The sequence below is a fragment of the Enterobacter cloacae complex sp. P14RS genome, from assembly GCF_014895895.1.
Lineage (GTDB): Bacteria > Pseudomonadota > Gammaproteobacteria > Enterobacterales > Enterobacteriaceae > Enterobacter > Enterobacter bugandensis.
This window is the reverse complement of record NZ_JADBQM010000018.1, coordinates 1-20,530: the sequence shown is the minus strand read 5'-3', so window position 1 is coordinate 20,530 and position 20,530 is coordinate 1. Positions and strand designations below refer to the sequence as shown.

Genomic DNA, 20,530 nt, shown 5'->3' with positions numbered 1-20,530 from the left:
ACGGAGGAGAAGCGTTAGCGCGAATATGTCACGAAAATTTGAAGATTAGGCGATTTTCACCAGCGCGCGGCCGTGGAACTGGTTATCCATGATCTTACTGGCATATTCAGGTGCCTGGCTGAGCGTAATTTCGGTAGCGCTCTGGGTATAGAACGATTCCGGCAAATCGCGCACCAGACGCTCCCATGCCTCTGCACGGCGAGCCGCAGGCGTCATCACGGAATCCACGCCCTGCAGGCGGACGTTACGCAGAATAAATGGCATGACGGTCGTTGGCAGGGCAAATCCGCCCGCCAGGCCGCAGGCTGCCACGCAGCCGCCGTAGTTCATCTGCGCCAGGACTTTTGCAAGCACCTTGTCACCGACGGTATCCACCGCACCTGCCCAGACCTGTTTTTCCAGCGGGCGGGTCTCGGCAAACTCATCGCGGCCAAGAATGCGGCTGGCGCCGAGCTGGCGCAGATAATCATGCGTGCTTTCACGGCCGGAAACCGCCGCAACCTGATAACCCAGCTTGTGCAGCAGCGTGACCGCCGTGCTGCCCACGCCACCGCTGGCCCCGGTCACAACAATTTCACCCGACTCGGGGCGAACACCCGCCTCTTCCAGCGCCATCACGCACAGCATGGCGGTAAAGCCTGCGGTACCAACGATCATCGCTTTGCGACCATCTATGCCTTTCGGCATAGGCACCAGCCAGTCGCCCTTCACGCGCGCCTGCGTTGCCAGCCCGCCCCAGTGATTTTCGCCCACGCCCCAGCCGGTGAGCAGCACCTGCTGGCCCGCATGAAAACGGGGATCTTCGCTGCTATGAACCCGGCCAGCAAAATCAATACCCGGCACCATAGGGAAATTTCGGATGATTTTACCCTTGCCGGTGATCGCCAGCGCATCTTTATAATTTAAACTGGACCAGTCGATGTCGACGGTGACGTCGCCTTCCGGCAGGCGAGTCTCTTCTACGGCCTGTACTGAGGCAAGCGTTTTGCCGTCCTGCTGTTCTAAGATTAAAGCCTGCATACGGGGTCCTCACGGCTCAGATGATTGGAAAAGAGTTCCTGAAGACTATACTCGCTCAGGGTAAAGCAATGCCGATTTAACGCAATAAATTGCCAGATACGCCAGGTTTGGTAGTATGCCGCATTTGAAATGCAAGTTAGCGCTTACTCGCTACCCCATCAACCCACGGAGTAATCTCAAGGATGCGATTAACGACGAAGTTCTCGGCTTTTATCACCCTGCTGACGGGGCTTACCATCTTTGTCACGCTTCTTGGTTGCTCTCTGAGCTTTTATAACGCCATTCAGGACAAACTGGTCAACCGGGTGCAGTCCGTTGCGTCGGTCATTGATACGCGTCTGTTGACCACTCCACTTCCTGAGCTATCCCGGGAGCTGGATGAGTTGATGGTGCCGGTTGATATTATTCAGGTCGACATCCAGCAGGGAAAGCATCCGGTTTTAAGCCATAAACGACAGGACAGCTATCGACCTGCGGGCGTGGTGAGCCAGTATCGGGAAGTAACGGTGCACTCCCTCAAAAATCCGGGGATGACCATACACATGGTCTACCTCGATCCGATGGCCAGCTATTTCCGTTCTATGATGACCACCGCGCCGCTCACTGTTGCCGTCGCCTTCATTATTTTGCTGATTTTTCTCGCGGTCCGCTGGCTGCGCCGCCAGCTTTCAGGCCAGGAACTGCTGGAGATCCGCTCCGTGCGTATCCTGAACGGTGAACGCGGCCCGCAGGTTCGCGGCTCGGTCCATGAATGGCCATCACGCGCCAGCAGCGCGCTAGATACGCTGCTCTCAGAGATCCAGTTTGCCAGCGACCAGCGCAGCCGAATGGATACGCTGATCCGCTCTTATGCCGCGCAGGATAATAAAACCGGCCTGAACAACCGCCTTTTCTTTGACAATCAACTCGCCACGCTGCTCGACGACCCGGAAAAAGTGGGCACGCACGGGGTGGTGATGATGATTCGCCTGCCCGATTTCGATCTGCTGCGCGACACATGGGGGCAGCGGGCGGCGGAAGAAAATCTCTTTACGCTGATCAACCTGCTCTCCACCTTTATTATGCGCTATCCGGGGGCGCTGCTGGCCCGCTACCACCGCAGCGACTTTGCCGTATTGCTGCCGCATCGCACGTTGAAGGAATCAGAAAGTATTGCCAGCCAGCTACTTAAGGCCGTCGACGCGCTGCCGCAGAGCAAAATGCTCGACAGAGACGATATGGTCCATATGGGGATTTGCGCCTGGCGCGGCGGACAGTCGACAGAGCAGGTGATGGAGCATGCGGAAGCGGCCACCCGCAACGCGGTATTGCAAGGGGCGAACGGATGGGCGGTCTATGATGATTCGCTGCCTGAAAAAGGGCGTGGAAACGTGCGCTGGCGTACTTTGATTGAGCAAATGCTGAGTCGCGGCGGGCCGCGTATTTATCAAAAACCGGCGGTCATGAAGAACGGTTTTGTCCACCACCGGGAATTGATGTGCCGTATTTTCGACGGAACGGAAGAGGTTATTTCTGCGGAATATCTGCCGATGGTTCTGCAATTTGGGCTCTCCGAAGAGTATGACCGCCAGCAAATTACACGCTTGATTCCATTTTTATCATTCTGGCCTGAAGAGAATCTGGCGTTACAGGTTACCGTTGAGTCATTAATACGCCCGCGTTTTCAGCGCTGGCTGCGTGATACCTTAATGCAATGCGAAAAATCGCAACGCAAACGCATTATTTTTGAACTTGCTGAGGCGGATGTGGGTCAACACATCAGCCGGTTGCGTCCGGTGGTCCGTTTGATCAACGCGCTGGGTGCCCGTGTCGCGGTAACGCAGGCGGGTTTAACGCTGGTCAGTACCAGCTGGATCAAGGAGCTGGATGTGGAGCTATTAAAGCTACATCCGGGGCTGGTAAGGAATATTGAGAAGCGCACGGAAAACCAGCTGCTGGTTCAGAGTCTGGTTGAAGCGTGTAAGGGAACGCGAACACAGGTATTTGCCACAGGCGTGCGCTCCAGAGGCGAATGGCAGATGTTAACAGAGCGCGGAGTGACGGGCGGTCAGGGCGATTTTTTTGCCGCCTCTCAGCCGCTTGACACCAACGTGAAAAAATATTTGCAAAGATACTCTGTTTGACCTGCCGTTTACGTTGTTTTCACGTAGAATATCGCGCCTGTAGCTTTGAGTATGTCGAGCAAAAAGCCAGTGAACGACCTTTAATGGGTTACAAATATCAGTGAGGAACACGACTGTTTACTCAGCCCTGAGGGAGTCAGGGGATGAATTTGTAACAACAGGAAACGTACTGCACAAATTTTCACCGTTGCAGATGATTTTTGCGCCTTGTCGCTGCTGCGTGTGGTTGGTAAAGTAAGCGGATTTTGTTTTCCGCCCCAGCTTTCAGGATTATCCCTTAGTATGTTGAAAAAATTTCGTGGCATGTTTTCCAATGACCTGTCCATTGACCTGGGTACCGCGAATACCCTTATTTATGTAAAAGGACAAGGCATCGTATTGAATGAGCCTTCTGTTGTGGCCATTCGTCAGGATCGTGCAGGCTCGCCGAAAAGCGTGGCCGCAGTGGGTCATGACGCGAAGCAGATGCTGGGTCGTACCCCTGGCAACATCGCCGCTATTCGCCCAATGAAAGACGGCGTTATCGCTGATTTCTTCGTGACTGAAAAAATGCTTCAGCACTTCATCAAGCAGGTTCACAGCAACAGCTTCATGCGCCCAAGCCCGCGTGTTCTGGTGTGTGTGCCGGTTGGCGCAACCCAGGTAGAACGTCGCGCAATCCGTGAATCTGCCCAGGGTGCAGGCGCACGTGAAGTGTTCCTGATTGAAGAGCCAATGGCTGCGGCAATCGGTGCGGGTCTGCCTGTTTCTGAAGCCACCGGTTCTATGGTGGTGGATATCGGTGGTGGTACCACTGAAGTGGCCGTTATCTCGCTGAACGGCGTGGTGTACTCCTCCTCTGTACGTATCGGTGGTGACCGCTTCGATGAAGCCATCATCAATTACGTGCGCCGTAATTATGGCTCTCTGATCGGTGAAGCCACCGCAGAGCGTATCAAACACGAAATCGGTTCAGCGTATCCGGGCGATGAAGTGCGTGAGATCGAAGTGCGTGGCCGTAACCTGGCGGAAGGTGTTCCACGCGGCTTTACCCTGAACTCCAACGAAATTCTGGAAGCACTGCAGGAACCACTGACGGGCATCGTGAGCGCGGTAATGGTTGCGCTGGAACAGTGCCCACCAGAACTGGCGTCCGACATCTCCGAGCGCGGTATGGTTCTGACCGGTGGTGGTGCGCTGCTGCGTAACCTCGACCGCCTGTTGATGGAAGAGACAGGTATTCCTGTCGTAGTTGCAGAAGATCCACTGACTTGCGTCGCCCGCGGTGGTGGCAAGGCGCTGGAAATGATCGACATGCACGGCGGCGACTTGTTCAGCGAAGAGTAGTCATGGTGAAAGGGTAGCGAATCGCTACCCTTTCTCTCTGACACGAGAATACGCATAGCCTATGAAGCCAATTTTTAGCCGTGGCCCATCGCTACAGTTTCGCCTCATTCTGGCGGTTCTGGTTGCGCTTGGCGTCATTATTGCCGATAGCCGCCTCGGTACGTTCAGCCAGATCCGAACGTACATGGATACCGCCGTCAGTCCTTTCTACTTTATATCAAATGGTCCCCGTGAACTGCTCGACTCCGTTTCTCAAACGCTGTCTTCACGAGACCAGCTCGAACTTGAAAACCGGGCATTACGCCAGGAACTGCTGCTGAAAAACAGCGAACTGCTGATGCTGGGGCAATACAAGCAGGAAAACGCGCGTCTGCGTGAACTGCTCGGCTCGCCGCTGCGTCAGGACGAGCAGAAGATGGTTACCCAGGTGATCTCCACCGTGAACGACCCTTACAGCGATCAGGTTGTGATCGACAAAGGGAGCGTGAACGGGGTGTATGAAGGTCAGCCCGTCATCAGTGATAAGGGCGTAGTAGGCCAGGTCGTTGCTGTCGCCAAACTGACCAGCCGCGTGCTGCTGATTTGCGACGCCACCCACGCGCTGCCGATCCAGGTCCTGCGTAACGATATCCGCGTGATTGCGGCCGGTAACGGCTGCACGGACGATCTGCAGCTGGAACATCTGCCTGCTAACACGGACATCCGTGTCGGCGACGTGCTGGTGACGTCCGGTCTCGGTGGACGCTTCCCTGAAGGTTACCCGGTTGCGGTGGTCTCTTCGGTTAAGCTGGATACGCAGCGTGCATACACCGTGATTCAGGCCCGTCCAACCGCCGGTTTACAGCGTCTGCGCTACCTGCTGCTGCTCTGGGGTGCCGATCGTAACGGTGCTAACCCGATGACGCCTGAAGAGGTGCATCGCGTGGCGAATGAACGCCTGATGCAGATGATGCCGCAGGTTCTTCCGCCAGCGGACTCTATGGGGCCGCCTGCGCCCGTGCCTGCGCCGGCAACCGGGTTAACGCAGCCGCAGCCTGATGCGCCGCCACCGCCTAAACTCTCTTCGGGAGGGCAGTAGTGGCAAGCTATCGTAGCCAGGGACGCTGGGTCATCTGGCTCTCGTTCCTCATTGCACTGTTGCTGCAGATTATGCCCTGGCCGGATAACATTCTCGTTTTCCGGCCAAACTGGGTCTTGCTCATTTTACTTTACTGGATCCTTGCCCTGCCGCATCGCGTAAATGTCGGCACGGGTTTTGTGATGGGTGCCATACTGGATCTCATTAGTGGCTCTACGCTGGGCGTGCGCGCCCTGTCCATGAGCATTATTGCGTACCTCGTCGCACTGAAATTCCAGCTCTTCCGTAACCTCGCGCTCTGGCAACAGGCCCTGGTCGTGATGCTGTTGTCGCTTGCTGCGGATATCGTTGTTTTCTGGGCAGAGTTTTTAGTGATCAACGTCTCTTTCCGACCGGAAGTGTTCTGGAGTAGTGTAGTAAACGGTGTGCTCTGGCCGTGGCTATTCCTGCTGATGCGTAAGGTTCGCCAGCAGTTTGCTGTGCAATAAAAGGTTTCTATGACGTCTCTGTATCTTGCTTCCGGCTCCCCGCGCCGTCAGGAACTCCTGACGCAGTTAGGGGTCTCTTTTGAACGCATCGTGACCGGCATTGAAGAAAAACGTGCTGAGGGCGAAAGTGCTCAGCAGTACGTGTCTCGCCTGGCACGCGAGAAAGCGCAGGCGGGCGTGGCCTGTGTGCCGCGCGATCTGCCCGTGCTGGGAGCAGATACCATCGTTATCCTTAACGGTGAAGTCCTCGAGAAACCGCATGACGCCGACCATGCGGCGCGCATGCTGCGCAAGATGTCCGGGCAAACGCACCAGGTGATGACGGCCGTCGCGCTGGCGGACAGCCAGCACGTGCTGGATTGCCTGGTGGTTACGGATGTCACGTTCAGAGTGATTACCGACGACGAGATCGCCGCTTATATTGCCAGCGGTGAATCGATGGATAAAGCAGGTGCATACGGTATTCAAGGGTTGGGTGGCTGTTTTGTCAGGAAGATTAATGGCAGCTATCACGCCGTAGTCGGCTTACCGCTGGTGGAAACGTATGAGTTGCTGAGCAATTTTAACTCACTGCGTGAGGGAAGGGATAATTATGACGGCTGAATTGTTGGTAAACGTAACGCCATCGGAAACCCGTGTGGCCTATATTGACGGTGGCATTCTTCAGGAAATTCATATTGAGCGTGAAGCGCGGCGCGGAATAGTAGGCAATATCTACAAAGGTCGTGTCAGTCGTGTACTGCCGGGTATGCAGGCGGCTTTTGTAGATATTGGACTGGATAAGGCGGCATTTTTACATGCCTCCGACATCATGCCGCACACCGAATGCGTCGCGGGCGAAGAGCAAAAGCAGTTTGCCGTGCGCGACATTTCCGAGCTGGTGCGTCAGGGCCAGGACTTAATGGTGCAGGTGGTGAAAGATCCCCTTGGCACCAAAGGTGCCCGTCTGACCACCGACATTACCTTACCTTCCCGCTATCTGGTCTTTATGCCCGGCGCGTCGCACGTGGGCGTTTCGCAGCGTATTGAGAGCGAAAGCGAGCGCGAGCGGCTGAAGAAAGTGGTCAGCGCCTACTGCGATGAACAGGGCGGGTTTATTATCCGTACCGCTGCAGAAGGGATCAGCGAAGAAGACCTGGCGTCGGATGCGGCTTACCTGAAGCGCGTCTGGACCAAAGTGATGGAGCGTAAAAAACGCAACCAGACTCGCTACCAGCTATACGGTGAGCTGGCGCTTGCGCAGCGCGTGCTGCGTGATTTTGCCGACGCGCAGCTCGACCGCATCCGCGTGGATTCTCGCCTGACGTATGAAGCGCTGCTGGAGTTTACCGCTGAATACATCCCGGAAATGCCGGGCCTGCTGGAGCATTACACCGGGCGTCAGCCGATCTTCGATCTCTATGATGTCGAAAACGAGATCCAGCGAGCCCTGGAGCGTAAGGTTGAACTGAAGTCCGGCGGCTATCTGATCATCGATCAGACCGAAGCGATGACCACCGTCGATATCAACACCGGCGCGTTTGTCGGTCATCGCAATCTGGACGACACCATCTTCAACACCAACATCGAAGCCACGCAGGCGATTGCGCGTCAGCTTCGTCTGCGCAACCTCGGCGGCATTATCATCATCGACTTTATCGATATGAGTAATGAAGACCATCGTCGTCGTGTGCTGCACTCGCTGGAGCAGGCGCTGAGTAAAGATCGCGTGAAGACCAGCATCAATGGCTTCTCGCAGCTCGGCCTGGTGGAAATGACCCGGAAACGGACCCGCGAAAGCGTGGAACATGTCCTGTGTAATGAGTGTCCAACCTGCCATGGACGCGGAACGGTAAAGACGGTGGAGACGGTCTGCTACGAGATCATGCGTGAAATTGTCCGTGTCCATCATGCCTACGACTCCGATCGTTTTCTGGTCTATGCTTCCCCTGCGGTGGCTGAAGCCCTGAAAGGCGAAGAGTCGCACGCGCTGGCGGAAGTGGAAATCTTTGTCGGCAAACAGGTAAAAGTACAAATTGAACCGCTCTATAACCAGGAGCAGTTTGACGTCGTAATGATGTAAAACGCAGTACGCTGCGTGACGAAAGCTGACAAGGAGAGATGCGTGAGGCGATTGCCGGGGATTTTAGTGCTTACAGGGGCAACGCTGGTCGTGATTGTCGCGTTGCTCGTGAGCGGGCTACGCCTCGTTTTACCGCATCTGGACAGCTGGCGTCCGCAGCTGCTGGCGAAAATCGAATCCACCACCGGCGTACCGGTCGACGTAAGCCAGGTTAGCGCCAGCTGGCAGAATTTTGGCCCGACGCTGGATGTCCGTGACATCAACGCCAGCCTGAAAGATGGCGGTCATCTCAAAATCAAACGCGTAACCCTGGCGCTGGACGTCTGGCAAAGCCTGCTGCATCTGCGCTGGCAGTTTCGCGATCTCACCTTTTATCAACTCCAGTTTCTGACCAATACGCCGCTGACTGGCGGTGATAACAATCAGGGCCTGGAAGCCAACCGCTTCAGCGATCTCTTCCTCCGCCAGTTCGATCATTTCGATCTGCGCGACAGCGAAGTGAGCTTTATTACCCTTTCTGGCCAGCGCGCCGAACTGGCGATCCCGCAGCTGACCTGGCTTAACGGCAAGGATCGACACCGCGCCGAAGGGCAGGTCAATCTTTCCAGCCTGAACGGCCAGCACGGCGTCATGCAGGTGCGTATGGACTTGCGTGACGATGACGGCCTGTTAAACAACGGCAAAGTCTGGCTGCAGGCCGACGATGTGGATGTAAAGCCCTGGCTCGGCGACTGGCTGCAGCAAAACATGCAGCTGGAAACCGCGCGTTTCAGCCTTGAGGGCTGGATGACCCTGACGAAAGGGAAATTTGCCAGCGGCGATATCTGGCTGAAGCAAGGGGGCGCAAGCTGGAAGGGTGAAAGACAGCAGCATCAGCTTTCCGTCGATAACCTGACCGCGCACGTGACGCAGGAAAAAGAGGGCTGGCAGTTCGCCATCCCGGATACGCGCATCACGATGGACGGCAAGCCTTGGCCGCGCGGTGCGCTGACGCTGGCCTGGATGCCGGAGCAGGACGTGGGCGGCGCGGCGAGTAAACGCAGCGATGAGCTGCGCATCCGCGCCAGCAACCTGGATCTGTCGGCCATTGAAGGCCTGCGCTCCATGGCGGCAAAGCTCTCTCGGGACCTGGGCGAGATCTGGCTGGCAACGCAGCCGAGCGGAAAAATTGATTCTCTGGCGTTGGATATCCCGCTTCAGGCGACGGAAAAAACCCGTTTCCAGGCAACATGGAAAGATCTTGCCTGGAAGCAGTGGAAGATGCTGCCGGGCGCGGAGCATTTCAGTGGCAAGCTGGAAGGCAGCGTGGAGAACGGCAGGCTCACGGCCGATATGCACAACGCTAAAATGCCTTACGAGACGGTCTTCCGCGCGCCGCTGGAAATTGAGCAGGGCAGCGCGGTGCTTAACTGGCTCCGTAACGATAAGGGCTTCCAGCTTGATGGTCGCCATATTGACGTCAAAGCCAAAGCGGTACACGCGCGGGGTGACTTCCGCTATTTACAGCCGCAGGGTGACGAACCGTGGCTGGGCATTCTGGCCGGGATCAGTACTGATGACGGTTCTCAGGCCTGGCGCTATTTCCCGGAAAATCTGATGGGTAAAGCGCTGGTCGACTATCTGAGCGGCGCAATTCAGGGCGGTCAGGCGGAAAACGCCACGCTGGTCTACGGCGGTAACCCGCATCTTTTCCCGTACAAACATAATGAGGGGCAGTTCCAGGTGCTGGTGCCGCTGCACGACGCCACCTTCGCGTTCCAGCCGGGCTGGCCCGCGCTGAAAAACCTGGATATCGAGCTTAACTTCCTCAACGACGGATTATGGATGAAGGCGGACAGCGTTGCGCTGGGAGGCGTAACGGCCAGCAACCTGACGGCCAACATCCCGGACTACTCAAAAGAGAAGCTGCTGATTGATGCCGACATCAACGGCCCGGGGAAAGCGGTGGGGCCGTACTTTGAGGAGACGCCACTCAAAGAGTCGCTGGCGGCGACCCTTCAGCAGCTCCAGCTCGATGGCGATGTGAATGCTCGCTTACATCTTGATATCCCGCTGGACGGTGAAATGACCACCGCCAAAGGTGACGTCCGTCTGAAGAACAACAGCCTGTACATTAAACCGCTTGATAGCACCCTGAAAGACCTCAGCGGACAGTTCAGCTTTGTGAACGGTAATTTGAAAAGCGAGCCGCTGACCGCCAGCTGGTTTAATCAGCCAGTGAATATCGACTTCTCAACAGCCGAGGGGCAAAAGGCTTATCAGGTGGCCGTTAATCTGGACGGCAACTGGCAGCCGTCGCGTATGGACGTCCTGCCGAAGCCGGTTGAGGCGTCAGTAGCGGGCGCGGTCGCCTGGCAGGGCAAAGTGGCAATCGACCTGCCTTATCACGCAGGTGCACACTATAAGGTCGACATTACGGGTGACCTGAAGAATCTTCAAAGCCAGCTGCCTGCGCCGCTGGATAAACAGGCCGGACAGCCGCTGCCGGTGAAGCTTAACGTGGATGGCAATCTGGACAGCTTCGCGCTGACCGGAAGCGCGGGCGGAACAAACCACTTTAACAGCCGCTGGCTGCTTAACCGCAAGCTTACCCTCGACAAAGCCATCTGGACGACGGACAGCAAAACCACGCCGCCGTTGCCTGAGCATGCGGGCGTTGAGCTGAATCTCCCGCCGATGGACGGCGCGGAGTGGCTGGCGCTGTTCCAGAAAGGCGTTGGGCAAAACGTTGATGAGGCCGCCCAGTTCCCGCAGACCATTACCGTACGCACGCCGTCGCTGATGCTGGGCGGACAGCAGTGGAACAATCTGAGCATTGTCTCCCAGCCAACCGCTAACGGCTCAAAAGTGGAGGCGCAGGGCCGGGAGATCAACGGCACGCTGACCATGCGCAATAACGCGCCGTGGCAGGCAGCGATCCGCTATCTCTACTACAACCCGGCTGCCGCGAATAAAGATAAACCGGCGAATACATCGCCGCTGAGTAATACTACCCGCGTCGATTTTAGCGGCTGGCCCGATCTGCAGCTGCGCTGCGCGGAGTGCTGGCTGTGGGGGCAAAAATATGGCCGTATCGACGGTGATTTTGCCATTCAGGGGAATACGCTCAAGCTCTCCGGCGGATTGATCGACACCGGCTTTGGCCGCATGACGGCGGGTGGAGAGTGGGTGAATAACCCGGGCGAGCAGCGCACGTCTCTGAAGGGCGACATTAAAGGCAACAAGCTGGATGCGGCAGCCAACTTCTTTGGCATCAGCACGCCGCTGCGCGGCTCCTCGTTTAACGTTAATTACGATCTTCACTGGCGTGCCGCGCCGTGGACACCGGACGAAGCGTCACTGAACGGTATTCTGAAAACACACTTTGGCAAAGGTGAGATCGCCGACGTGAGCACGGGGCGTGCCGGGCAGATCCTGCGTCTGCTGAGTTTTGATGCGCTGCTTCGCAAGCTGCGCTTCGATTTCAGCGACACCTTCAGCGAAGGTTTCTATTACGATTCCATCCGCAGTACGGCGTGGATCAAGGACGGCGTTCTGCACACGGACGACACGCTGGTGGATGGGCTGGAAGCGGACATCGCCATGAAAGGCTCGGTCAACCTCGTGCGTCGCGAGCTGGATATGGAAGCCGTGGTGGCGCCGGAAATTTCCGCAAGCGTGGGCGTGGCGGCGGCCTTTGTGGTTAACCCGATTGTCGGTGCGGCTGTGTTTGCCGCCAGTAAAGTGCTGGGGCCGCTGTGGAGCAAGGTCTCCATTCTGCGCTACCGCATTACCGGTCCGGTGGATAAACCGCAGATTAACGAGGTGCTGCGCCAGCCGCGCAAAGATGCACAGCAATGATTTGACGTGGGCTGGTAATTGCCTCACTCTCAATAAATACGATCTTTATACCGCCACGGGCGGCAACGAACGAGTAGCAATACGATGAGTCTGAACCTGGTAAGTGAACATTTGCTCGCAGCGAACGGCCTGAGCCATCAGGACCTGTTCTCCATTCTTGGTCAACTGACCGAACGCCGTCTCGACTACGGCGATCTCTATTTCCAGTCGAGCTATCACGAATCCTGGGTTTTAGAAGACAGCATCATCAAAGATGGCTCATATAACATTGACCAGGGCGTCGGCGTGCGCGCCATCAGCGGCGAAAAAACCGGTTTTGCCTATGCCGACCAGATTAGCCTGGCCGCGCTTGAGCAGAGCGCTCAGGCCGCGCGTACCATTGTGCGCGATGCCGGCGACGGTCGCGTGAAAACCCTGGGTGAAGTGCAGCACTCCGCGCTTTATACCAGCATCGACCCGCTGCAGAGCATGAGCCGCGAAGAGAAGCTGGACATCCTGCGCCGCGTGGACAAAGTGGCGCGCGCCGCCGACAAACGTGTTCAGGAAGTCTCCGCCAGCCTGAGCGGTGTGTATGAACTGATTCTGGTGGCGGCAACGGACGGTACGCTGGCGGCCGATGTGCGTCCGCTGGTGCGTCTCTCCATCAGCGTGCAGGTCGATGACAACGGCAAACGCGAGCGCGGCTCAAGCGGCGGCGGCGGTCGTTTCGGCTATGACTGGTTCCTGGGTGATGTTGACGGCGAAGCGCGTGCTGACGCGTGGGCTAAAGAAGCCGTGCGCATGGCGCTGGTGAATCTTAATGCTGTTGCGGCGCCGGCCGGGACATTCCCGGTGGTGCTGGGCGCAGGCTGGCCGGGCGTGCTGCTGCACGAAGCGGTGGGCCACGGTCTGGAAGGCGATTTTAACCGTCGCGGGACGTCCGTGTTCAGCGGCCAGATCGGACAGCTCGTCTCCTCTGAGCTTTGCACCGTAGTGGATGATGGCACCATGCTTGACCGCCGCGGCTCGATTTCTATCGACGATGAAGGTACGCCAGGCCAGTACAACGTGCTGATCGAAAACGGCGTGCTGAAAGGCTACATGCAGGACAAACTCAACGCGCGCCTGATGGGCGTAGCGCCAACGGGTAACGGCCGCCGTGAATCTTACGCGCACCTACCGATGCCGCGCATGACCAACACCTATATGCTGCCGGGCAAATCCACGCCGCAGGAGATTATCGAATCCGTGGATTACGGTATCTTTGCGCCAAACTTTGGCGGCGGCCAGGTGGATATCACCTCCGGTAAGTTTGTCTTCTCGACTTCAGAAGCGTACCTGATTGAGAAAGGCAAAGTGACCAAAGCGGTGAAGGGCGCGACGCTGATTGGCTCCGGCATTGAAGCCATGCAGCAGATTTCCATGGTCGGTAACGATCTGAAGCTGGATAACGGCGTGGGTGTTTGCGGTAAAGAAGGCCAGAGCCTGCCGGTTGGCGTGGGTCAGCCAACGCTGAAAGTGGATAATCTGACGGTGGGCGGCACGGCCTGACCTGAGCAAACATAAAAAATGGCGCTACAGATGTAGCGCCATTTTTTTAACGTAAGTTCCCCAGCGGGATCTCCGGATCCGGCTCGTGAGTAATGCGGTTACGCAAGTCACGTCGAATGATTTCGATCGACCAGAACCAGACCAGATGACCCACGATCTCTGACACGTGTTCATACCAGGGCAGATCAAACAGCGGTGGCGTCAGCCCCATCAGCGGGAAGGAGAGCATGTGAACAAAAAGCTGTGCCAATGCACCCGCCAGCAAACCCTGCCAGAGTTTAATTTTCGGGAAGACTTCAGCAACGACACAATACCCAACCGCGAAGACGATTGAGAAAATAATATGCGTTACGCCGACCCAGTTAAATATATGTCCGGCAAAGGTATAAACTGCTGCGTTAGGATCAACTACGCCCAGCCAGTCGCGTAAAAAAACATAGGGTGGATTTAAAAAATTGCGGGAGCAATCTATCTGGCCTGCGGCTCTTATTAATTGCTCAGGGCCGCATGCGCCGGTAAATAAATCGGTGGGACTGCGTGGCGGGAGTGGTACCTCGGCTCCCCATTTGACAAACGCGGAGACAATTCCTGCAATTAAGCCAATGAACGCGGCGAGTCCGTAGCGCCTGCGTGACGGCGGTGTTTGTTCAAATAGATTCATTTCGTTTCCTTGTTTAACGTCATCCTGCGGAATACATTTTATTATTCAAATCAGCAACAAAATAATAACAGTCTGAATGCCAGACTTTTTATAAGGTAAAGGGCAGGCGGCGGCAGTGTCAATTCGCTATTCCTGATAGAAGCTAAAGAATATTCCTGGATGAAGGCCGGCTTCATCCTGAAATATTAATGGCGCGGATATTTCAGAAATTAATTTCTTATTCCTTTCTTCTACCGCGCATACCCTGAAACAGCTCTGCTACGTCGACAAAATAGTCCGTCAGATAGTTAATACAAACCTGCACCTTCAGCGGCAGCTTGTCCTTCTCGGTATACAGGGCGTAGACCGGGCGTGGATCGGACTGATAGCGCGGGAAGAGGATCTCCAGCACGCCGCTGTTGATCTCATTGATCACCCACATCAGCGGCACGTAGGCGATCCCGGCGCCGGCCACCAGCCAGCGCGAAATGGTCATCGGATCGTTGGTGACGAACCGGCCTTCCGGCAGCAGCCTGGTGGAGATCCCTTCCGGAGCAATCAGCTCAAATTCATTATCGGGGCGGACGCTGTACTCCAGCCAGGAGTGGTTAGCGAGATCGGCAGGTTTCTCCGGCACACCGTACTGCGCCAGATAGCTCTTCGAGGCACAGACCACCATCGGCATGCTCCCGAGGCGACGCGAGAACAGGCTGGAGTCCTGCAACGCGCCAACGCGGATCACCACGTCTAAACCATCGGCGATCAGGTCTGGGGCAGGGATGCCCGTCACCAGATTGACGGTAAGCCCAGGGTACTCTTTCAGCATGTCCGCCGTCATGGCAGCGAGAACATTTTGTGCCATAGTTGAAGAACACCCTATACGCAGCGTGCCGATGGGCGTGTTGTTAAAGGCATAGAGTTGCTCGTGAACATCCTGCACTTCATGCAGCATGCGGCGACAGCCCTGATAGTAAATTTTACCGGCTTCCGTCAACCCGATGCTGCGGGTGCTGCGGTTGAGCAGCTTAACCTGAAGCTCATCTTCCAGTTTGGACACCGTCTGGCTGATGGATGAGACGCTCATCTGAAGCTGGCGCGCAGCGGCGGTAAATGAGCCGAGTTCAACCACTTTGGCGAAGACGGACATGCGTTTTAAACGTTCCATTGTTCACTCTGGCTTAAAAGTGATTTAGATCACATATGATAGATAACAGCATAACAGTTACGTTAATATATTATTAATTACATAACGGCTGCGCCATTCTCGCCCTGCGTTTCTAGCTCTCCTGCGATGGCGTGCGCTAAAAAATTCTGAAGCCTGCACTCTCTCTTATCAAGGTCAACATGAGTCTGTTTCCCGTTATCGTGGTGTTCGGTCTGTCGTTCCCACCGATATTTTTCGAGCTTCTTTTATCACTGGCGATCTTCTGGCTGGTGCGCAAGGTGCTGGTCCCGACCGGGATCTACGATTTCGTCTGGCACCCTGCATTGTTCAATACCGCGCTGTATTGCTGCCTGTTTTACCTGATATCGCGCATGTTTGTCTGAGGTTGATGTGAAAACGCTAACAAGAAAAATCTCCCGCACCGCCATTACCATGGCGCTGGTTATCCTCGCGTTCATCGCTATTTTTCGCGCCTGGGTTTATTACACCGAATCACCGTGGACGCGTGACGCGCGCTTTAGCGCCGATGTGGTGGCAATTGCCCCCGACGTGGCCGGCCTTATCACGGCGGTTAACGTTCACGATAACCAGCTGGTGAAGAAAGATCAGGTCCTGTTCACCATCGACCAGCCTCGTTACCAGAAGGCGCTGGAGGAAGCAGAAGCAGACGTGGCCTATTACCAGGCGCTGGCCGCAGAGAAACGCCGTGAGGCAGGCCGTCGTAACCAGCTTGGCGTTCAGGCCATGTCCCGCGAAGAGATTGACCAGTCCAACAACGTGCTGCAAACCGTGCTGCACCAGTTAGCGAAAGCGCAGGCAACGCGCGATCTGGCGAAGCTCGACCTGGAGCGTACCGTGATCCGCGCGCCGGCCGATGGCTGGGTGACCAACCTGAACGTCTATGCCGGAGAGTTTATCACCCGTGGCTCAACCGCCGTGGCGCTGGTTAAACAGAACTCCTTCTACGTGCTCGCCTATATGGAAGAGACCAAGCTGGAGGGCGTTCGTCCGGGTTATCGCGCAGAAGTCACGCCGCTTGGCAGCAACCGCGTCTTTAAAGGTACCGTCGATAGCGTCGCCGCAGGGGTAACCAACTCCAGCAGCTCTAACGATGCCAAAGGGATGGCGACGGTGGATTCTAACCTGGAGTGGGTGCGTCTGGCGCAACGCGTGCCGGTACGTATTCATCTGGATGAGCAGCAGGGCAACCTGTGGCCAGCGGGTACCACGGCGACGGTGGTGATCACCGGAGAAAAAGATCGGGATGCCAGCCAGGACTCCCTCTTCCGTAAAATTGCCCATCGCCTGCGCGAGTTTGGTTAATCGCCATGGGTATCTTTTCCATCGCCAGTCAGCACATTCGCTTCGCCGTGAAGCTGGCGTGCGCCATCGTGCTGGCGCTGTTCGTTGGCTTCCACTTCCAGCTTGAAACCCCTCGCTGGGCGGTGCTGACCGCCGCGATTGTCGCGGCGGGCCCTGCCTTCGCCGCGGGTGGAGAACCCTACTCTGGTGCGATCCGCTATCGCGGGATGCTACGTATCATCGGGACGTTTATCGGCTGTTTCGCGGCGCTGACCATTATTATTCTGATGATCCGCACGCCGCTGCTGATGCTAATGGTCTGCTGCATCTGGGCGGGCTTCTGCACCTGGGTCTCGTCTCTGGTAAAAGTCGAGAACTCCTACGCCTGGGGGCTGGCGGGCTATACCGCGCTGATCATTGTCATCACCATCCAAAGCGAACCGCTGCTCGCGCCGCAGTTTGCCGTGGAGCGCTGCAGCGAGATTGTGATTGGTATTGTCTGCGCGATCGTGGCCGACCTGCTTTTCTCCCCGCGCTCGATCAAGCAAGAGGTGGATCGCGAGCTGGACGCGCTGATCGTTGCCCAGTACCAACTGATGCAGCTGTGCATTAAACACGGCGATAGCGAAGAGGTGGATAAAGCATGGAGCGGGCTGGTTCGTCGTACGCAGGCGCTGGAAGGGATGCGCAGCAACCTCAATATGGAGTCGTCTCGCTGGGCGCGGGCGAATCGTCGCCTTAAAGCCCTGAATACCGTCTCCTTAACGCTGATTACCCAGGCGTGCGAAACCTATCTTATCCAGAACACCCGCCCGGAATCGGTCACCGATACGTTCCGTGAGCTGTTTGCCGAGCCGGTAGAGACCGTGCAGGACGTGCATAAGCAGCTTAAGCGCATGCGCCGGGTGATTGCCTGGACCGGGGAGCGCGAGACGCCGGTGACGATCTACACCTGGGTTGGGGCTGCAACGCGTTATCTGCTGCTTAAGCGCGGCGTGATCGGTAACACCAAAATCAGCGCGGCGGAAGAAGAGGTGCTCCAGGGCGAAGTGGTGATCAAGGCGGAGTCTGCCGAGCGCCATCACGCGATGGTCAACTTCTGGCGTACCACGCTTGCCTGTATGCTCGGCACGCTGTTCTGGCTGTGGACGGGCTGGACGTCCGGCAGCGGCGCGATGGTGATGATTGCCGTCGTGACCGCACTGGCGATGCGTCTGCCTAACCCGCGCATGGTCGCCATTGATTTCCTCTACGGCACCATCGCCGCGCTGCCGATAGGCGCGCTCTATTTCCTGGTCATCATCCCGTCGACGCAGCAGAGCATGCTGCTGCTCTGTATTAGCCTGGCGGTGATGGCGTTCTTTATCGGCATTGAAGTGCAAAAGCGCCGCCTGGGATCGCTGGGGGCGCTGGCGAGTACGATTAACATCATCGTGCTGGATAACCCGATGACCTTCCACTTCAGCCAGTTCCTCGACAGCGCGCTGGGTCAGCTGGTGGGCTGCTTCCTGGCGATGATGGTGATTCTGCTGGTCCGGGATAACTCGCAGGCGCGGACGGGGCGCGTATTGCTGAACCAGTTTGTATCGGCTGCCGTGTCGTCGATGACTACCAATACCGCGCGTCGTAAAGAGAACCACCTGCCCGCGCTCTACCAGCAGCTGTTTTTACTGCTGAACAAGTTCCCGGGCGACATAGCGAAGTTCCGCCTGGCGTTAACCATGATCATCGCGCACCAGCGTCTGCGCAACGCGCCGGTGCCGATCAACGACGATCTCTCGGCCTTCCACCGTCAGCTGCGTCGTACCGCCGACCATGTGCTTTCCGCCAGCAGTGACGACAAACGCCGTCGTTACTTTACCCAACTGCTTGAAGAACTGGATATTTATCAGGAAAAGCTCAAGCACTGGCAAGCGCCGCCACAGGTGACCGAGCCGGTAGGGCGGCTGGTGTTTATGCTGCATCGCTACCAGAATGCCCTCACGGATAACTGACTGAAGTAAAAAAACCGACGCCAAAAGCGCCGGTTTTTTTGTGGCTATACTTATTCCAGCACGTACTTACATTCAGGAAGGGAGGACACATGACGACTCAGGCGCTTCAGGACAACACCCTTTTTCAGACCGGCTATCTGGTCGACGGCATCTGGAAAACGCTGGACACAACGTTTGATGTGCTGAACCCCGCGACCGGTGAGGTCATCGCTAAAGTTGCGAAAGCGGGTAAAGCGCAAACCGAAGAAGCGATCGCAGCGGCCACCAAAGCCTTCCCGGCATGGCGTGCCAAAACCGCGAAAGAGCGTTCGGCGATTCTGTACCGCTGGTACGAACTGATTATTGAAAATAAAAGCTGGCTCGGGCGGCTAATGACCACCGAGCAGGGCAAGCCCCTGAAAGAGGCGGAAGGGGAAGTGGAGTATGCCGCCAGCTTTATCCAGTGGTTTGCCGAAGAGGCCAAGCGCGCGAACGGTGAAATTATTCCGCCAATCAAGCCCGGCTCGCGCATTCTGGCGACCCGTGAGCCCATCGGCGTGGTCGCGGCCATCACGCCGTGGAACTTCCCGATGGCGATGCTCACCCGCAAGCTAGGCCCGGCGCTGGCAGCCGGGTGTACCGGTGTCATCAAACCGGCCAATAACACGCCGCTCAGCGCCTTTGCGCTGCTGACGCTGGCAAAACAGGCGGGCGTGCCCGACGGTGTGCTCAACGCGGTGGCCGGAAATACCCATGAAATCAGCGATGCGATCATGGCCAGCCACGACGTGCGTAAAATCTCCTTTACCGGTTCGACCTCCGTCGGCAAAACGCTGGTGCGCAACGCCGCAGAAACCATGAAAAAAGTCTCGATGGAGCTGGGGGGAAATGCTCCGTATATCGTCTTTGAGGATGCCGACATCGAGGCTGCGGTAAAAGGCGCAATTGCCAATAAATTCCGCAATGCCGGGCAGGTCTGCGTCAGCGTGAACCGCTTCTACATTCAGGAAACCGTCTACGACAAGTTTGTGAATAAGCTCGCAGATGCGGTTAATGCCCTTAAGGTGGGGAATGGCCTTGAGGACGGCGTCGTCGTCGGGCCGCTGATTGAATCCGCCGCGGTCGACAAGGTCCGTGAGCATGTTGAAGATGCTGTCACACGAGGGGCGACCGTGCTGGCAGGCGGCAAACCCCATCCGCTGGGCGGTAATTTCTGGATGCCAACCGTGCTGGGCGACTGTCACGAAGGCATGAAGCTGGCAGAAGAAGAGACGTTTGGTCCGGTTGCGGCGTGTTTCCGCTTCACCTCGGAAGATGAAGTCATCCAGCGTGCGAATAACACGCCTTACGGGCTGGCAGCTTACTTCTACACCCAGAACCTTTCCCGGGTTTTCCGCGTTTCACAGGCCATCGAGAGCGGGATGATTGGCATTAACGAGTGCGCCGTTTCCACCGAGCTGGGGCCTTTCGGCGGCGTAAAAGAGTCCGGTCTTGGACGTGAGGGATCCGTGCTGGGGCTGGAAGAGTATCTGGAAGTTAAAACCCTGCATATCGGGGGATTATAATAGACTGGGCGGCATCTGCCGCCCGCCTGGACTGGGTGGCTGGCAATGAAAACCTATACTTTTGATTTTGACGAAATCGACAGTCAGGAAGACTTTTATCGGGAATTTATCCGGGCGTTTGATCTTGAACGGGAAAGCGTGACCAATCTGGATACGCTGTGGGACGTGGTCACCGGCAGCATGCTGCCGCTACCGCTGGAGATTGAGTTTATCCATCTGCCCGATAAGCTGCGCAGACGTTTCGGCGCGCTGATATTACTCTTCGATGAAGCGGAGGAAGAGCTTGAAGGACAGCTTCGCTTTAACGCGCGGCATTAAATGAAAAAAGCCCCTGACCACGAGGCCAGGGGCAAGTCGTATGATGAGATACGACGAGGGTTTATTTATACAGTTCAGCCGTGGCGTGCCAGTGGTCACC

Annotated in this window: 16 protein-coding genes; 13 read left to right on the top strand and 3 right to left on the bottom strand. The window is 56.6% G+C overall.

Annotation, left to right across the window (positions count from 1 at the left end; all coding sequences use genetic code 11):
* Positions 1–45 precede the first annotated feature (45 nt).
* Positions 46–1,020, bottom strand: coding sequence for an MDR family oxidoreductase (locus IM295_RS14615; protein WP_041907830.1), 975 nt, complete (start codon positions 1,018–1,020; stop codon positions 46–48).
* 182 nt (positions 1,021–1,202) lie between these two features.
* On the opposite strand from IM295_RS14615, the gene csrD reads away from it, so the two are divergent.
* The 8 genes from csrD to tldD all read left to right on the top strand — a co-directional run bounded on the left by csrD (position 1,203) and on the right by tldD (position 13,467).
* Complete coding sequence (csrD, locus tag IM295_RS14610) at positions 1,203–3,143, top strand: RNase E specificity factor CsrD (RefSeq protein ID WP_193066866.1); 1,941 nt, start codon at positions 1,203–1,205, stop codon at positions 3,141–3,143.
* Between the two features lie 282 nt (positions 3,144–3,425).
* Positions 3,426–4,469 (top strand): rod shape-determining protein MreB, encoded by a 1,044-nt coding sequence (gene mreB, locus IM295_RS14605; protein ID WP_000913396.1) that lies wholly within the window; start codon positions 3,426–3,428, stop codon positions 4,467–4,469.
* Between the two features lie 61 nt (positions 4,470–4,530).
* Positions 4,531–5,547, top strand: a complete 1,017-nt coding sequence (gene mreC / locus IM295_RS14600; RefSeq protein WP_028014605.1) for a rod shape-determining protein MreC — start codon at positions 4,531–4,533, stop codon at positions 5,545–5,547.
* Positions 5,547–6,035 (top strand): rod shape-determining protein MreD, encoded by a 489-nt coding sequence (gene mreD, locus IM295_RS14595; RefSeq protein WP_008502849.1) that lies wholly within the window; start codon positions 5,547–5,549, stop codon positions 6,033–6,035. Before mreC ends, mreD begins: the two co-directional genes overlap by 1 nt.
* A 9-nt stretch (positions 6,036–6,044) precedes the next feature.
* A complete protein-coding gene (locus tag IM295_RS14590; protein ID WP_193066865.1) occupies positions 6,045–6,638 on the top strand; it encodes a nucleoside triphosphate pyrophosphatase in 594 nt (197 codons plus the stop codon).
* A complete protein-coding gene (gene rng / locus IM295_RS14585; protein WP_008502847.1) occupies positions 6,628–8,097 on the top strand; it encodes a ribonuclease G in 1,470 nt (489 codons plus the stop codon). Before IM295_RS14590 ends, rng begins: the two co-directional genes overlap by 11 nt.
* A 42-nt stretch (positions 8,098–8,139) precedes the next feature.
* Positions 8,140–11,937, top strand: a complete 3,798-nt coding sequence (gene yhdP, locus IM295_RS14580) for an AsmA2 domain-containing protein YhdP (protein ID WP_193066864.1) — start codon at positions 8,140–8,142, stop codon at positions 11,935–11,937.
* Positions 11,938–12,021: 84 nt separating this feature from the next.
* Positions 12,022–13,467 (top strand): metalloprotease TldD, encoded by a 1,446-nt coding sequence (tldD, locus tag IM295_RS14575; RefSeq protein WP_028014602.1) that lies wholly within the window; start codon positions 12,022–12,024, stop codon positions 13,465–13,467.
* A 46-nt stretch (positions 13,468–13,513) separates the two neighbouring features.
* Here tldD and IM295_RS14570 read toward each other — a convergent pair whose 3' ends face one another.
* Both IM295_RS14570 and aaeR read right to left on the bottom strand, forming a co-directional pair.
* The gene (locus IM295_RS14570; protein ID WP_032644925.1) at positions 13,514–14,128 is read right to left on the bottom strand and encodes a YagU family protein; all 615 of its coding nucleotides are present in this window, start codon (positions 14,126–14,128) and stop codon (positions 13,514–13,516) included.
* A 217-nt stretch (positions 14,129–14,345) separates the two neighbouring features.
* On the bottom strand, positions 14,346–15,272 hold the full coding sequence (aaeR, locus tag IM295_RS14565; RefSeq protein WP_028014600.1) for an HTH-type transcriptional activator AaeR: 927 nt from the start codon (positions 15,270–15,272) through the stop codon (positions 14,346–14,348).
* A 179-nt stretch (positions 15,273–15,451) separates the two neighbouring features.
* Here aaeR and aaeX point away from each other — a divergent pair, with 179 nt between their 5' ends.
* The 5 genes from aaeX (at position 15,452) to IM295_RS14540 (ending at position 20,430) form a co-directional block, all read left to right on the top strand.
* Positions 15,452–15,655 (top strand): p-hydroxybenzoic acid efflux pump operon protein AaeX, encoded by a 204-nt coding sequence (aaeX, locus tag IM295_RS14560; RefSeq protein WP_003860416.1) that lies wholly within the window; start codon positions 15,452–15,454, stop codon positions 15,653–15,655.
* Positions 15,656–15,662: 7 nt separating this feature from the next.
* Positions 15,663–16,595, top strand: a complete 933-nt coding sequence (gene aaeA, locus IM295_RS14555; protein ID WP_028014599.1) for a p-hydroxybenzoic acid efflux pump subunit AaeA — start codon at positions 15,663–15,665, stop codon at positions 16,593–16,595.
* Between the two features lie 5 nt (positions 16,596–16,600).
* Positions 16,601–18,568, top strand: coding sequence for a p-hydroxybenzoic acid efflux pump subunit AaeB (gene aaeB / locus IM295_RS14550; protein WP_047367037.1), 1,968 nt, complete (start codon positions 16,601–16,603; stop codon positions 18,566–18,568).
* An 89-nt stretch (positions 18,569–18,657) separates the two neighbouring features.
* The gene (locus IM295_RS14545; RefSeq protein WP_028014597.1) at positions 18,658–20,112 is read left to right on the top strand and encodes an NAD-dependent succinate-semialdehyde dehydrogenase; all 1,455 of its coding nucleotides are present in this window, start codon (positions 18,658–18,660) and stop codon (positions 20,110–20,112) included.
* 45 nt (positions 20,113–20,157) lie between these two features.
* On the top strand, positions 20,158–20,430 hold the full coding sequence (locus tag IM295_RS14540; protein ID WP_028014596.1) for a barstar family protein: 273 nt from the start codon (positions 20,158–20,160) through the stop codon (positions 20,428–20,430).
* The last annotated feature ends 100 nt before the right edge of the window (positions 20,431–20,530 follow it).

Excerpts from the sequence above, each read along its gene's own strand:
- IM295_RS14615 (WP_041907830.1), bottom strand. The coding sequence starts at position 1,020 with ATGCAGGCTTTAATCTTAGAACAGCAGGACGGCAAAACGCTTGCCTCA.
- csrD (WP_193066866.1), top strand. The coding sequence starts at position 1,203 with ATGCGATTAACGACGAAGTTCTCGGCTTTTATCACCCTGCTGACGGGG.
- mreB (WP_000913396.1), top strand. The coding sequence starts at position 3,426 with ATGTTGAAAAAATTTCGTGGCATGTTTTCCAATGACCTGTCCATTGAC.
- mreC (WP_028014605.1), top strand. The coding sequence starts at position 4,531 with ATGAAGCCAATTTTTAGCCGTGGCCCATCGCTACAGTTTCGCCTCATT.
- IM295_RS14590 (WP_193066865.1), top strand. The coding sequence starts at position 6,045 with ATGACGTCTCTGTATCTTGCTTCCGGCTCCCCGCGCCGTCAGGAACTC.
- rng (WP_008502847.1), top strand. The coding sequence starts at position 6,628 with ATGACGGCTGAATTGTTGGTAAACGTAACGCCATCGGAAACCCGTGTG.
- tldD (WP_028014602.1), top strand. The coding sequence starts at position 12,022 with ATGAGTCTGAACCTGGTAAGTGAACATTTGCTCGCAGCGAACGGCCTG.
- IM295_RS14570 (WP_032644925.1), bottom strand. The coding sequence starts at position 14,128 with ATGAATCTATTTGAACAAACACCGCCGTCACGCAGGCGCTACGGACTC.
- aaeR (WP_028014600.1), bottom strand. The coding sequence starts at position 15,272 with ATGGAACGTTTAAAACGCATGTCCGTCTTCGCCAAAGTGGTTGAACTC.
- aaeX (WP_003860416.1), top strand. The coding sequence starts at position 15,452 with ATGAGTCTGTTTCCCGTTATCGTGGTGTTCGGTCTGTCGTTCCCACCG.
- aaeB (WP_047367037.1), top strand. The coding sequence starts at position 16,601 with ATGGGTATCTTTTCCATCGCCAGTCAGCACATTCGCTTCGCCGTGAAG.
- IM295_RS14545 (WP_028014597.1), top strand. The coding sequence starts at position 18,658 with ATGACGACTCAGGCGCTTCAGGACAACACCCTTTTTCAGACCGGCTAT.
- IM295_RS14540 (WP_028014596.1), top strand. The coding sequence starts at position 20,158 with ATGAAAACCTATACTTTTGATTTTGACGAAATCGACAGTCAGGAAGAC.